General features: G+C 70.7%; 9 protein-coding genes and 4 pseudogenes. 6 read left to right on the forward strand and 7 right to left on the reverse strand.

All coding sequences use genetic code 11. From position 1 onward, the window contains the following. From H0I39_RS20595 to mltG, 3 genes and pseudogenes are all read right to left on the reverse strand, one after another. On the reverse strand, positions 1 to 978 hold the full coding sequence (locus H0I39_RS20595; RefSeq protein ID WP_308645959.1) for a DNA polymerase III delta subunit-related protein: 978 nt from the start codon (positions 976 to 978) through the stop codon (positions 1 to 3). 16 nt (positions 979 to 994) lie between these two features. Then, positions 995 to 1,659, reverse strand: a pseudogene (gene tmk, locus H0I39_RS20600) (dTMP kinase). Positions 1,660 to 1,667: 8 nt separating this feature from the next. Then, on the reverse strand, positions 1,668 to 2,696 hold the full coding sequence (gene mltG, locus H0I39_RS20605; RefSeq protein WP_308645894.1) for an endolytic transglycosylase MltG: 1,029 nt from the start codon (positions 2,694 to 2,696) through the stop codon (positions 1,668 to 1,670). Positions 2,697 to 2,781: 85 nt separating this feature from the next. Here mltG and ygfZ point away from each other — a divergent pair. From ygfZ to H0I39_RS20630, 5 genes and pseudogenes are all read left to right on the forward strand, one after another. Then, a pseudogene (ygfZ, locus tag H0I39_RS20610) lies at positions 2,782 to 3,698 on the forward strand (CAF17-like 4Fe-4S cluster assembly/insertion protein YgfZ). Positions 3,699 to 3,953: 255 nt separating this feature from the next. Then, a complete protein-coding gene (locus tag H0I39_RS20615; protein ID WP_180551915.1) occupies positions 3,954 to 4,745 on the forward strand; it encodes a hypothetical protein in 792 nt (263 codons plus the stop codon). After that, positions 4,667 to 5,374 (forward strand): CLIPPER-2 domain-containing protein, encoded by a 708-nt coding sequence (locus H0I39_RS20620; protein ID WP_180551916.1) that lies wholly within the window; start codon positions 4,667 to 4,669, stop codon positions 5,372 to 5,374. The genes H0I39_RS20615 and H0I39_RS20620 overlap by 79 nt, the downstream gene beginning before the upstream one ends. Continuing rightward, complete coding sequence (locus tag H0I39_RS20625) at positions 5,371 to 6,321, forward strand: CLIPPER-2 domain-containing protein (protein WP_180551917.1); 951 nt, start codon at positions 5,371 to 5,373, stop codon at positions 6,319 to 6,321. Before H0I39_RS20620 ends, H0I39_RS20625 begins: the two co-directional genes overlap by 4 nt. Before the next feature lie 269 nt (positions 6,322 to 6,590). Further along, positions 6,591 to 7,481, forward strand: coding sequence for an SMP-30/gluconolactonase/LRE family protein (locus tag H0I39_RS20630; RefSeq protein ID WP_180551512.1), 891 nt, complete (start codon positions 6,591 to 6,593; stop codon positions 7,479 to 7,481). 244 nt (positions 7,482 to 7,725) lie between these two features. Here H0I39_RS20630 and H0I39_RS20635 read toward each other — a convergent pair. The 4 genes and pseudogenes from H0I39_RS20635 to H0I39_RS20655 form a co-directional block, all read right to left on the reverse strand. Beyond that, positions 7,726 to 8,591, reverse strand: a pseudogene (locus tag H0I39_RS20635) (YbgC/FadM family acyl-CoA thioesterase). Between the two features lie 158 nt (positions 8,592 to 8,749). Then, positions 8,750 to 9,718 (reverse strand): alpha/beta hydrolase, encoded by a 969-nt coding sequence (locus H0I39_RS20640; protein WP_257645891.1) that lies wholly within the window; start codon positions 9,716 to 9,718, stop codon positions 8,750 to 8,752. 124 nt (positions 9,719 to 9,842) lie between these two features. Further along, positions 9,843 to 10,853, reverse strand: a complete 1,011-nt coding sequence (locus H0I39_RS22890) for a DUF3011 domain-containing protein (RefSeq protein ID WP_257646289.1) — start codon at positions 10,851 to 10,853, stop codon at positions 9,843 to 9,845. Between the two features lie 205 nt (positions 10,854 to 11,058). Further along, positions 11,059 to 11,964 (reverse strand): 2-keto-4-pentenoate hydratase, encoded by a 906-nt coding sequence (locus H0I39_RS20655; RefSeq protein ID WP_180551510.1) that lies wholly within the window; start codon positions 11,962 to 11,964, stop codon positions 11,059 to 11,061. A gap of 65 nt (positions 11,965 to 12,029) precedes the next feature. On the opposite strand from H0I39_RS20655, the pseudogene gbd reads away from it, so the two are divergent. Continuing rightward, positions 12,030 to 13,165: pseudogene (gbd, locus tag H0I39_RS20660) on the forward strand (4-hydroxybutyrate dehydrogenase). The last annotated feature ends 106 nt before the right edge of the window (positions 13,166 to 13,271 follow it).

The following is a 13,271-nucleotide window of genomic DNA, read 5'->3' on the forward strand; positions in this document are numbered from 1 at the left end:
TCAGCGACGCGAGTTTAGGGCCTGCCGTGCACTGCTGACCAGGAATTCTGTCGCCAAACCGGGGTTTAAGGGATGTTCGGCGGTGCGTGTCGACTGCGCCAGCTGCTGCCACCACTTGGTGAGCGCGCCCACGGGCAGCGGCCGCTCGGGCAGATCGGCGCGGTCGAAGAAGCGCGGCGCGGCACCCACCTGCAACGCCAGCAGGTCGTGGCACAGCTTCTGCAGCCGTGCCACGGCTTCGGGCAGTGGCAGATCGGCCAGCGCGCTGGCCTCGCCCTGCGCCAGTGCCCGTGGCAGCAGTGCCCAGCGGCGCGCGCTGTCCTTGCCCTGCGCCAGCGCCAGGGCTTCGGCCGGCCGCCCGCCGCCGGCGCGCAGCAGGGCGGCGCCCTCCCCGGCCGCGATGCCCTGCGCGCTCAGCCACGGCAGCGCCTCGTCCGCGTCCGGCCACAGCAGGGTGTGGCCCAGGCAGCGGCTGCGAATGGTGGGCAGCAGCAGGTGCGCCGCGTCGGTGGCCAGCACGAAGCGCACGTCGCCCGGCGGCTCTTCCAGCGTCTTGAGCAGGGCGTTGGCGGTGACCTGGTTCATGCGCTCGGCCGGGTACACCAGCACCGCCTTGCCGCGCCCGCGCCCGCTGGTGCGCTGGGCGAATTCGATGGCGTCGCGCATGGCATCGACACGGATCTCCTTGCTGGGCTTGCGCTTCTTGTCGTCAATGTCGGATTGCGCCTTTTCGGGCAGCGGCCAGCCGCGCGCAATCATGTCGGTCTCGGGCATCAGCACCACCAGGTCGGGGTGCGTGTGCACGTCGATGCCGTGGCAGCTGGCGCACTTGCCGCACGCGCCCTGGGGCGTGGGGGCATCGCACAGCCAGGCGCGCACCAGGGCTTCAGCCAGTTCGAACTGGCCCAGACCCGACGGGCCCTGCAGCAGCCAGGCGTGGCCGCGCTGGGCCAGCAGGCTTTCCAGCTGGCGCGCAATCCAGGGGCCGGCGCGCTCACAGCCATCCCCTGCCCTGCACCGCCGCCTGCACGTCGCGCCACACGGCGTCGCGCGGCTGATCGGCGTCGATGCGGGCGAAGCGCGCGGGGCCTCGCCGGCGCGGCGGGCGTAGCCGGCGCGCACGGCGTCGAAGAAGGCGGCCGGTTGCGCCTCGAACTTGTCGGGCACACGCGCGCCCACCAGGCGCTCGGCGGCCACGGCGGGTGGCAGATCGAACCAGATGGTCAGATCGGGCTGCAGCAGCGGTTTATGGGTCAAATCGGCCTCCAGCTCCCGTGTATCCTGCACCAGAAGCTCCAATTTTGATAGCGACTGCCAGTCGAGCCCGCGCCCGCCGCCCTGGTAGGCAAAGGTCGCGTCGGTGAAGCGGTCGCACAGCACCGCGTCGCCGCGTGTCAGCGCCGGGGCGATGACCTGGCGGATGTGGTCGCGCCGGGCGGCGAACATCAGCAGCGCCTCGGTCAGCGCGTCCATGGGCTGGTGCAGCGCCAGCGCGCGGATCTGCTCGGCCAGCGGCGTGCCGCCGGGCTCGCGCGTCAGCACCACGGTGCGGCCGGTAGCGCGCAGGGCGTCGGCCAGCGCGTCGATGTGGGTCGACTTGCCGGCACCGTCGATGCCCTCGAAGCTGATGAACAGGCCCGTCTGCGCCATCGTCGCCATCGCCGCCATCAGTTGCCGCTGGCGGCCGGAGCCGGGGCGGGCGCGCCGCCGCCGCGCTGGTACTTGTTGACCGCACGGTTGTGGTCCTGCAGCGATTCGCTGAACTTGCTGCTGCCGTCGCCGCGCGCCACGAAGTACAGCGACTTGGTCTGCGCCGGCTGCACCGCCGCCATCAGCGAGGCCTTGCCGGGCATGGCAATCGGCGTAGGCGGCAGGCCGGCGCGGGTGTAGGTGTTGAAGGGCGTGTCGGCGGTCAGGTGGCTGCGGCGCAGGTTGCCGTCGAACGCATCGCCCAGGCCGTAGATCACGGTCGGGTCGGTCTGCAGCCGCATGCCGATGCGCAGGCGGTTGATGAACACACCGGCGATCTCGGGCCGGTCGCCGGCCTGGCCGGTTTCCTTCTCGACGATGCTGGCCAGGATCAGCGCCTCGTCGGGCGACTTCAGCGGCAGGCCGGGCGCGCGCGCGTCCCAGGCGGCCTGCAGGCGCCGGTCCATCAACTGCAGCGACTGGCGCAGCACGTCCACATCGCTGGCGTTCTTGAAGTAGTGGAAGGTGTCGGGGAAGAAGCGCCCCTCGGGTGCCACGCCCGGCTTGCCCAGCGCCTTCATGATCTCGGCCGGCGCCATGCCTTGCGTGTCGTGCCGCAGATGCTCGGCTTTGGAGAGCGCGTCTCGGAACTGCTTGAACGTCCAGCCTTCCACCAGCGTCACCGTCAGCACGATGCGGTCGCCGCGCACCAGCTTGCCCAGCAGGTCGCCCGGCGTCATGCCGCGCGTGACGGCGTAGTCGCCGGGCTTGATGGTCTGCTCGCCCACCGCGAAGCGGAAGAACGCGTGCAGCAGATCGGCGTTGGTGCGCACGCCGCCTTCCACCGCCTTGGCGGCGGCGGTGCGCAGCGAGGCGCCCTGCGGCACGCTGATCTCGACCTTCTCGGCCGCCAGCGGCAGCGGCTGCTGCGTCCACCACCAGGCCCAGCCGCCGGCCGCCAGGGCCAGCGCCAGCAGCAATGCCAGCAATTTGAATAGGGTTCGCACGGGGCTATGAACGTCCTGAAAACGAGCCGGCCATGATAATTCAGCCCATGTCCGAGTCCGTATCTGCCTTTCCCGCCGTCGCCGCATCGAACGGCATCGCCCCCTGTCCCACCTGGGCGTCATCCGCGCCCGGGGCGAAGACGCCGCCACCTTCCTGCAGGGCCAACTGACGCAGGACGTGGTGCTGATGAAGCAGGGCGAGGCGCGCCTGGCCGCCTTCTGCAGCGCCAAGGGCCGCATGCTGGCCAGCTTTCAGGTGCTGAAGACCGCGCCCGACGAACTGCTGCTGGTGACCAGCGCCGACACCCTGCCCGCCACGCTCAAGCGCCTGTCGATGTTCGTGCTGCGCGCCAGGCTCAAGCTGAGCGACGCGACCGGGGATTACGCGGTCTGGGGGCAACTCGGCGAAACTCCTGATTTGATAGCTGCCAGCGCCGATGGGGCGGGCGCTGAGGCCCAAAACGATGCCGAAAAACCAGCGCACCGCATCGCCCTGCCCGCCGCAGGCGGCGTGGCACGCACGCTGTGGTTGGCGCCCGCCGGCAGCGCCCTGCCCGCCGGCGTGGCGCCCTGACCGAAGCCGACTGGCTGCTGGCCGAGGTGCTGGCCGGCGTGGCGCGCATCACGCCGCCGGTGGTCGAGGCCTTCGTGCCGCAGATGCTGAACTACGAAAGCGTGGGCGGCGTGAACTTCAAGAAAGGCTGCTACCCCGGCCAGGAAGTGGTGGCGCGCAGCCAGTTCCGCGGCGCCATCAAGCGGCGTGCCTACGTCGGCCACGTGGCGGGTGCGGCGCAGGCAGGGCAGGAGGTGTTCTCGGCGGCCGACCCCGATCAGCCCGTGGGCCAGATTGCGCAAGCCGCCGCGGCAGACGACGCTGCAGCGGTGATCGCCGTGCTGCAGGTGGCCGAGGTGGCGGCTGGCGCCGCACTGCACGTCGGCAGCGCCATCGGCCCGGCGCTGACGGGGCTGGCGATTCCGTACCCGCTCGCGGAAGACATCTGAGCATTTGCTGAAAACCCCGGCGCGAGAGGGCTCTGGCCCGCGACCTGGAAGCGCTGCAACGGCGCACTTTCCAAGCGTCGCCACCCACAAGCGCGGCCGCTCGCCGGCGTGATAAAATCACACCGCCGCCTGTTGCGATAGGCGCGCCCCATGTGGCGCGTTACGCTCAGGCGCCAAGGGCGAACCACCAAGCCGGCTGCCGTGCCCGCAAGCGGCATGGGCAGCCGGCGCCCTCCAACACGACAGGAACGCACCGTGCGCATCTCACCCCCTCTGGCATCGCACTATCACCCGGCATGTGTCCCGGACATTGCCCGCAACCGCGCCGTGGCGCAACTGCGCGGCGCCTGGTTCGGGGCCTGCCTGCTGGCGGCGCTGGTCACCCCGGCGCTGGCCCAGACCCCTTCGGCCAACCTTCTCGTCAACGGCGGCTTCGAGAACAATCCGCCGCCCTCCCTTTGCGCCAATAACCTGGGGGCGTCGGTCACGCCCTGGCAGTTGGCGGGCGGTGGCCGCACCAACGTCATCGCCGTCGACGGTGGCACGACGGTGGACCCGGCCCTGGGTCGAACCGGCGGCGGCACCTGCAACTACGGCATCAACGTCAACTTCGATGCCGAGGTGGCCAACCCCAACGGCACTCGCCGGCATTACCTGGACATCGACGGCGTCAACGAGCTGTACCAGACCCTCGTCGTGCCCAGCTGCGGCAGCGGTGACACCCGACCGCGCACGCTCCGGTTCTCCGGCTATTTCTCCAGCCGCGACACCGGCACCGGCGGCAGCGGCACGGTACGCCTGCTGCGCGGCAACGTTCAGGTGGCCGGCAGTCGGGTGCAGCCCGTGGACGGAGAGGGCGTGTTGCTCGCGTCCGTGAGTTCACCCCCGCATTGCCGTGGAATCGCTGGACGCAGGTATCCGGCACCGCCACCGTGGTGCCTGGCGACAAGATCACCTACGCCATCTACATGTCGAACCCCACCAATTTCGACAACGCATCGATCACCGTCGACGATCTCGACTGCCCCGCCACCACGCTCACGCTGAAAAAGCACTGGGCCGGCGCCACCGTGGGCAACACCGCGACGCTGACCGCCACCCGTGTGGCCGGCACGCCCGCCGTGCGCACGCAGATCGACTCGCTCAGCTCCACCGCCACGGCCGCCGCCAACGCGCCGGGCGGCCAGACCACCACCGACGCCACGCCCACCACCGTTTTCGCCGGCGACGTGATCGAGTTGGCCGAAACCTTCACGCCCGCCACGGCCACCTACCACGCCGGCCTGCAATGCACGGGCGACGTCGGCCTGAGCGGCTTCACCCTCACCGTGGGCGCGCTGGGCGCCGGCGCCGCGCCCATCGTCTGCACCTTCAGCAACAGCCTGAGCGCACAGCCCAGCCTGGTGGTGGGCAAAGACATCGCCGGCGTGGCCGACACCAACGACAACGGCGTCACCGGCGATGCCGGCGACCTGGTGACCTACGCCTTCACGGTGCGCAACAACGGCAACGTCGCCCTCACCGGCGTGAGCCTGACCGACCCGCTGGCCGGCCTCTCGGCCCTCGCCATCACCTGGCCCGACCCGGCCAACCCCGGCACCCTGCCCGTCAACACCGAGGCCACCGCCACGGCCACCTACACCTTGACCCCGCGGACGCGGCATCGGGCCAGATGAGCAACACCGTCACCGCCACGGCCAACCCCGTGGGCGGCGTCACGCCGCGGGGCAGCGACAGCATCACCCAGCCCGTGCTGCCCACGCCTGCGCCGCAGCTCACCCTGGCCAAGACCGCTGCCGTGGCCGACACCAATGGCAACGGCTCGCAAGGCGACGCGGGCGACGTGGTGACCTATACCCTCACCGCCACCAACGCCGGCAACGTGCCGCTGAGCGGCGTGGTGCTCACCGACCCGCTGGCCGGCCTTTCGACCCTCACCATCACCTGGCCCGATGCGGCCAATCCCGGCACCCTGCCCGTGGGCGCGCAGGCCACCGCCACCGCCACCTACACGCTCAGTGTCACGGACGCGACGGCCGGGCAGGTCAGCAACACCGCCAGCGTGACCGCCGATCCGGTCAACGGCAAGGTGGCCGTGCCGCCCGCCACGGCCACGGCCAGCCAGCCCGTGCTGCCCACGCCGGCGCCGCAGCTCACCCTGGCCAAGACCGCCGCCGTGGCCGACACCAATGGCAACGGCACGCAGGGCGATGCGGGCGACGTGGTGACCTACACCCTCACCGCCACCAACGCCGGCAACGTGCCGCTGAGCGGTGTGGTGCTGACCGACCCGCTGGCCGGCCTTTCGACCCTCACCATCACCTGGCCCGATGCGGCCAACCCCGGCACCCTGCCCGTGGGCGCGCAGGCCACGGCCACCGCCACCTACACGCTCAACGCCGCGGACGTCACAGCCGGACAGGTCAGCAACACCGCCACCGCAACCGCCGACCCGGTCAACGGCCTGGTGGCCGTGCCGCCGGCCACAGGCACGGCCAGCGTCAGCACCCGGGCGGCGCCCCAGGGCGTGACCGCCGTGCCCGTGAACCACCCCTTGGCCCGGTGGTTGCTGGTTGGCGCGGTGGCATGGCTGGGCCGCCGTGCCTGGGCAGGGCGCAAGTAATTCCATCTGCAATTCAACGCGTCAATCGCCGTCATCCCGGCGAAGGCCGGGATCCATGTTTCTCCGCACACGCCGTCTGGATTCTGGCCCCGTATCGCGGTACGGGGCAGGCTTTGCGCCGGAATGACGAGATATGGCAGCTTTGATCTGGAATTGGAATAAGAGCGTCGCGTGCAGGCCCGCCGGCCCGCCAGGACGCCGGTGGAAGGCGGTATCGCCGTGACCGGCCTATCATGCCCGGCACAACACCACCACGAGGAGACACCGCCATGCCCGCTTTCGACACCCTGCTCTCCGGCTACAGCTTCTTCGAGGGCCCGCGCTGGCACGACGGCCGGCTGTGGCTGTCGGACTTCTACACGCACCAGGTCATCGCCTGCGATCTGCAGGGCCGCGTCGAAAAAATCGCCGACGTGCCGGGCCAGCCCTCGGGCCTGGGCTGGCTGCCGGATGGGCGGCTGCTGATCGTCTCCATGCGCGACCGCCGCGTGCTGCGGCGCGAGGCCGATGGCCAGCTGGTGACGCACGCCGACCTGTCGAACATCGCCACCGGCCACTGCAACGACATGGCCGTGGATGCCCAGGGCCGCGCCTGGGTGGGCAACTTCGGCTTCGATCTGATGGGCGGCGGCGGGGTGCAGACGGCCAGCCTGGCGCGCGTCGACCCCGACGGCAGCGTGCACGAGGCGGCGCGCGACCTCTACTTTCCCAACGCCATCCTGCCCACGCCCGACGGCCGCACGCTGATCGTCAACGAAACGCTGGGCAACCGCCTGTCGGCCTTCGACATCGCCGCCGACGGCAGCCTGGGCCCGCGCCGCGACTGGGCGGTGTTCGGCCCGCTGGTGCAAAGCGACAAGCTGGACGACTACATCGCCGGCGGCAAGGTGGCCGCCGATGGCGGCGCGCTGGACGCCGAAGGCGCCGTGTGGGTGGCCGACGCCATCGGCAACCGCGCCCTGCGCGTGGCCGAGGGCGGGCGCGTGCTGCAGGAGGTGTCGACCGGCGCGCAGGGCACCTTTGCCTGCACGCTGGGCGGGCCGGACGGGCGCACGCTGTTCCTGTGCGTGGCGCCCGACTTCATGGAGCACCACCGCGCGGCCGCGCGCGAGGCGCAGATCTGGACCACGCGCGTGGACGTGCCGGGCGCGGGGTTCTGACGCGCGGCGACGCCGGCCCGCCGGCCCGCCGGCCTTGGGCGCGGCGCGATGCTGAGGAGGTTCCCGCAAGGGGGGACTTCCCAGATTTTTGCATGGTTGATAAAGGCTTTTGCGCCCAGATAACGGGCGCAAGCAGCTACGTTATTGATACTTCAACATGGCGCCAAATGGCTATCGCTTGTTTCCGCCCTCCAGCGGTGTGGTGGGAAAGCCATGCCCTTGAAGATGTGCCGATCTTCTGCGTTCAAAGGTTTTCAAACGACCGCGCCATGCCGATGTGTGCAATGCCCACCTCGTCGTACGGCGCGCCCTCGGGCACATAACCCAGCCGCTGGTAGAAGCCTTCGGCACTGCGCTGCGCGCTGAGCACGATGCGGCGGTCGCCGCGCTCGAAGGCGGCCTGCTGCAGCGCCTGGATCAGCTGCCGCCCCACCCCGCTGCCGCGCAGCGCGCGGTCCACCGCCATGCGGCCGATGCGGCCCTCGCCCGGCGCTTGCTGCAGCAGGCGCCCGGTGGCCACGGGCATGCCCAGCAGGTTGGTGACGACGGCGTGCACGGCCGTGGCATCGGCCTCGTCCCACTCGTCCGCGCGGGCGATGCCCTGCTCCTCGATGAACACCGCCGTGCGCAGAGCCCGCGCCGCGTCGCCCAGCGCGGCCCAGTCGCCGGTCTGCACATGGGTCACGGGCTGGCCGGCTTCGTAGGCCTCGATCAGCGCGCGCAGCGGCGCCGGCACCGGCCGCGAGGTCTGCGTGGCCGGGTCGGCGAACACGTAGACCAGCTCGCCTGCCGTCAGCAATCGATCGCCACGGAAGATGCCGCCCACGAAGGTCATCGACGAGGCGCCGATGCGGTCGCAGCGCAAGCCGATGTCGAGCCGGTCGTCCATCTCGGCCGAGGCGTTGAACTCCACCGCCGTCTTGCGCAGAAAGATGTCGCCGCCCAGCCGCTGCATGGCCGCGGCATAAGGCATGGCCAGCGCGCGCCAGTAGTCGCTGATGGCGCAGTCGAAATAGGCCAGGTAGTGCGGGTTGAAGACGATTTTTGCATGTCCACCTCGGCCCAGCGCACGCGCAGGCGGTGGTGGTGACGGAAGTCGGTGGGTTTCATGGCGGTTTGCCTGTTCTCAGTCAAATCAGCGGCCAGCGCTTTGGCGGCGGGCGCTGGCAGCTATGGATCTTAAAGTTCTGTGGGAGCGGGCTTGCCCGCGATAGGGCCTCGGCCTTACGGCAGCGCCCTATCGCGGGCAAGCCCGCTCCCACCCGGGATCATGGTGCTGGCAGTCCAAAGGCCTGCCGCAGCGCCGCCGCCGCATCCTGGTGCAGCTGCCGCGCCTCGGCAATGGCGCGGCCCATGGTGATGAAGCCGTGCACCACGCCGCGGTAGATCTCCAGATCGACCGGCACGCCGGCGGCGCGCAGCTTGTCGGCGTAGGCCACGCCCTCGTCCACCAGCGGGTCGCATTCGGCCAGGCCCACCCAGGCGGGGGCCACGCTATCGACGTCGGCGCTTTTCAGCGGCGCAAAGCGCCAGTCGCTGCGGTCCACGCTGTCGATGTAGTGGTGGAAGAACCAGTCGATCAGCGCCTTGTCGAGCACCGGACCGTGCGCGAACAGCGCGTGCGAGTCGGTGTCCTGGTGGTCGGTGGTGCCGGGGTAGATGAGCAGTTGCAGCGCCAGCTTCAGCCCCGCGTCGCGCGCGTGCACGGCGCTGACGGCCGCCAGCGTGCCGCCGGCCGAATCGCCGCCGACGGCGATGCGCGTGGTATCGAGGCCCAGGGCGCGACCGCCCTCGCCCGCCAGCCAGTGCAGCGCATCCCAGGCGTCGTGCACCGCGGTGGGAAAGCGCCATTCGGGCGCCAGGCGGTAGTCGAGCGACAGCACGGCGGCGCCGCTGGTTGCGCTGAGCACGCGGCAAAAGGTGTCGTGCGATTCTATGCTGCCGATGGTGAAGCCGCCGCCGTGGGTGTACAGCAGCACGGGGAGGCCGGTGTCAGTACTGGGCGCGACCAGGCGCGCGGGCAAGGCGTGGCCGTCGCGCGCCGGGATGCGCACCTCCTCCACGCGCGCCAGTTCGGGCTTGGGCACGTCGAGCACGCCGATGGACTTGGCGTAGGCGGCCTTGGCCTGCTGCGCCGTCAGCGTGTGCATGGGCGGGTAAGGCGCCTGCGCCATGCGCTCGACCAGCAGGCGCATGGCGGGGGTCAGGCGGGCGTGGATGTCGGGCGAGTGATTCATGATGAAATAAGCTGCCAGCGCCCTGCTGGCGGGAGCTGGCAGCTATTGATAACGTAGTGACGGAAAGGGTGCGCCGCACCGCTGCACGCCGCGGCGCGGCGCGGCGCGGCGCGGCGCGGCGCCGTCAGCGTGCCCCGAAGCGTCCGCGGCAGCCCCGGTCGACCCAGATCTCGCGGCCGTCGTAGCCCCAGCTGCGGCCTTCGCGGCAGCTGTCTTGCGAGAGCTGGTCGATCAGCGCCGGCCGGCCCCAGCGCGGGTCCCAGTTGCAGCGGTTCAGACGTTGCTCCACGCTTTCGCAGACCACGGTGCGGCCGTAGCCGGGGCTGCGTCCGCCCCAGTCGGCGGCAGCAAACTCGCCCCGGCAGCCACCGCGCACCCAGACGCCGCCGTCGCGGCTGCCCCAGGTCTGGCCTTCGACGCAGGCGGTTTCGGACAACTGGCGCACCAGCATCTGGCGCCCGGGCGCCGGCGCGCGGCATTCCTGGTGGCGGCCTTGTTCGCTTTCGCAGCGGTAGGCATTGGCGGCGGTGCCGTAGTCCGGATTGACCCAACCCTGCGCGGGCCCGAAGTCGCCACGGCAGCCACCGCTGACCCACACCTGGCCGTTGAAATGGCTGCCCCAGGTCTGCCCCTCGATGCAGGGCGCGTCGGAGATCTGGCGCAGCAGGGTCAGGCGTGCCGCCACCGGCGCCTGGCAGTCGCGCCGCCGGCCCTGGTCGCTCTCGCAGCGCACGGTGTAGCGCGTGTCGCCATAGCCACCCACGCCGGCCTGGCCGCCGTAGGTGTCGGCAAAGCGGGCGCGGCAGCCATTCATCACCCAGACGGAGCCGACGCCGCGCGTGCCCCAGGTCTGGCCTTCGATGCAGGCCGCGGACGAGAGGGTTTCCGCAATCACCGGCCGGCCGCGGAAGGGCGTGCCGCACTCCTGAAAGCCGCCGTCACGGCTTTCGCAGGTGATGCCGGGGCCGCCGTAGGGGTCGTACCCCGGACTGCCATAGGTCGGGTTGCCGAAGGGCACGGTGCCCCAGGGCTGGCCCAGCGGCTGGCCGATGGGCTGGTCGTACTGCGCCTGCGCCAGCGGCGAGAACGCAACGGCGGCCAGTGCCAGGGCCGCGAGGGACGGAATGCGGGTCATGCGAACGATCTCCTGTGGGTGGCGCCCGAAGGGGCAATCCACTGCTCAGCGCGGTGGCCGGCCGGGCGGTTGTCGCGCCAGCTTCAGGGCGCACCACGGCGGCGCACCGTGCCCGGCACAGGTTTCAAGCCAAATCGGCCTGCAGCGCTGATGCAGCAAGCGCTGGCAGCTATCATTGGTATAGCTCCAGCGCATGCCTGGGCGATCAGCGGAAGCTCACCGTCACCGGCTGCAGGCCGGTCACGCCGTCGTAATGCGCGGTCACCTTCTGGCCGGCCTTGGGCGGCAGCAGGGCCGAGAACGAACCCAGGCTGACCACCTGCCCCGGCCGCAGCGACAGGCCTTCGGCCTTCAGCGCCTGCGCCAGCCACACCACCGCGTTCAGTGGGTGGCCCAGAACGTCGCTGCCCTTGCCGCCGCCCAGCGGCGCATCGGCGGCATCGACCAGGTGCACGTTCATGTCGCGCAGCTCGTTCAGCACGCGGGCCTGGCCCACGGCGTCCTGCGGCACCATCAGCGGCGCGCCGCGCACGCCCAGGCGCGCACCCACGTTCAGCGCGCTCAACGCGGCGCCGTTGACCTTGGCGGGGGTCTCCACCACCAGGTCGGGCAGTTCGATGAAGGGAATGATCTGGTCCACCTGCGCCAGCACCTCGGCCGGGGTCTTGGCGTTGTTGATGGCGGCGCTCTTCACGCGCACCAACAGGTCGGCCTCGTACAGCGGGCGGGCGCCGAAGGCGGCGTCCACGGTGGCGCCGCTGTTCAGCAGCATGTTGGTGTACAGCGCGCCCCACACCGGCTCGGTGGTGTTGAAGCGCTTTTGCACTGCCGGGTTGGTCAGGCCCGCCTTGTAGCCCGCCAGGCGGCCGGCCTGGCCAGCCAGGCGCTGCTGCAGCTTGCTGCGGGTGCAGTTGGCGTCGACCATGGTCAGGTTCTCCGGCAGGTTGGCGGCCGGGCGGCGGGCGTTGTAGTCGCCCAGCAGGCGGTTGACGGCGACGTCGTCCAGGCAGCCGGGCGTGTTGGCCACCACCGGGGCCGAGGTGCTGGCGCAGCCGGCCAGCACCGACACGGCGGCCCCCAGGGCCAGGGCTTGTAGTGTGCGGGACTTCATGTAGCGATCTCCTGTGGGTTTGACTGAATAATGAAACCTGAACATCGTACTTTGGAAATCCACCCATGGCCCTCATCCAATACCTCACCCAGATCGAGTTCGACTACGGCGCCGTGCAGCAACTGCCGGCGCAGTGCCAGCGCGTGGGCATCACGCGGCCGCTGATCGTGACCGACGCGGGCGTGCGTGCCGCCGGCGTGCTGCAGCCGGTGATCGACGCCCTGCAGGGCCTGCCGCATGCCGTGTTCGACGGCACGCCGCCCAACCCCACCGAGGCCGCCGTGCGCGCCGCCACCGAGATCTACCAGCGCGAGCGTTGCGACGGCCTGATCGCCGTGGGCGGCGGCAGCGCCATCGACTGCGCCAAGGGCGTGGCCATTGCCGCCACGCACCCCGGCCCGCTGAAGACCTACGCCACCATCGAAGGCGGCAGCCCCAAGATCACCGAGGCGGCCGCGCCGCTGATCGCCGTGCCCACCACCGCCGGCACCGGGAGCGAGGTGGCGCGCGGCGCCATCGTCATCGTCGACGATGGTCGCAAGCTGGGTTTTCACAGCTGGGCCTGATGCCCCGGGCCGCCATCTGCGACCCGGCGCTCACCCTGGGCCTGCCGCCCATGCTGACCGCCGCCACCGGCATGGACGCCATCGCGCACTGCATGGAGGTGTTCATGGCCCCCGCCTTCAACCCGGTGGCCGACGGCATTGCGCTGGAGGGCCTGCGCCGCGGCTGGGCCCACATCGAGCGCGCGACGAAGGACGGCAGCGACCGCGAAGCGCGCCTGAACATGATGGCCGCCAGCATGCACGGCGCGCTGGGCTTTCAGAAAGGCCTGGGCGCGGTGCATTCGCTGAGCCACAGCCTGGGCGGCGCCAACCCACGCCTGCACCACGGCACGCTGAATGCGGTGTTCCTGCCCGCCGTGATCCGCTTCAACGCTGGGGCCGAAAGCATCCAGAAGGAAGACCGCCTGGCGCGCATGGCCCAGGCCATGGGCCTGCCCGCCGGCAGCGACGTGGCCGACGCCGTGCACGACATGACCGCGCGCCTGGGCCTGTCCACCGGCCTGGCCGCCATGGGCGTGACCGAAGACCTGTGGGCTGGCGTGATCGAGCACGCCCAGCTTGACCACTGCCACAAGACCAACCCGCGCATCGCCAGCGCCGACGACTACCGGCAGATGCTGGCCGAGTCGATGTAATTCCAATTCCAGATCAAAGCTGCCCTATCTCGTCATTCCGGCGCAAAGCCTGCCCCGTACCGCGCTACGGGGCCGGAATCCAGACAGCGTGTGCGGAGAAACATGG

Origin of the sequence: Ottowia beijingensis (genome assembly GCF_013423955.1) — a bacterium.
Taxonomy (GTDB): domain Bacteria; phylum Pseudomonadota; class Gammaproteobacteria; order Burkholderiales; family Burkholderiaceae_C; genus Ottowia; species Ottowia beijingensis.

Coding starts and splice junctions, on each gene's coding strand:
- H0I39_RS20620 (WP_180551916.1), top strand. CDS start 4,667: ATGTCGAACCCCACCAATTTCGACAACGCATCGATCACCGTCGACGAT.
- H0I39_RS20625 (WP_180551917.1), top strand. CDS start 5,371: ATGAGCAACACCGTCACCGCCACGGCCAACCCCGTGGGCGGCGTCACG.
- H0I39_RS20630 (WP_180551512.1), top strand. CDS start 6,591: ATGCCCGCTTTCGACACCCTGCTCTCCGGCTACAGCTTCTTCGAGGGC.
- H0I39_RS20640 (WP_257645891.1), bottom strand. CDS start 9,718: ATGAATCACTCGCCCGACATCCACGCCCGCCTGACCCCCGCCATGCGC.
- H0I39_RS22890 (WP_257646289.1), bottom strand. CDS start 10,853: ATGACCCGCATTCCGTCCCTCGCGGCCCTGGCACTGGCCGCCGTTGCG.
- H0I39_RS20655 (WP_180551510.1), bottom strand. CDS start 11,964: ATGAAGTCCCGCACACTACAAGCCCTGGCCCTGGGGGCCGCCGTGTCG.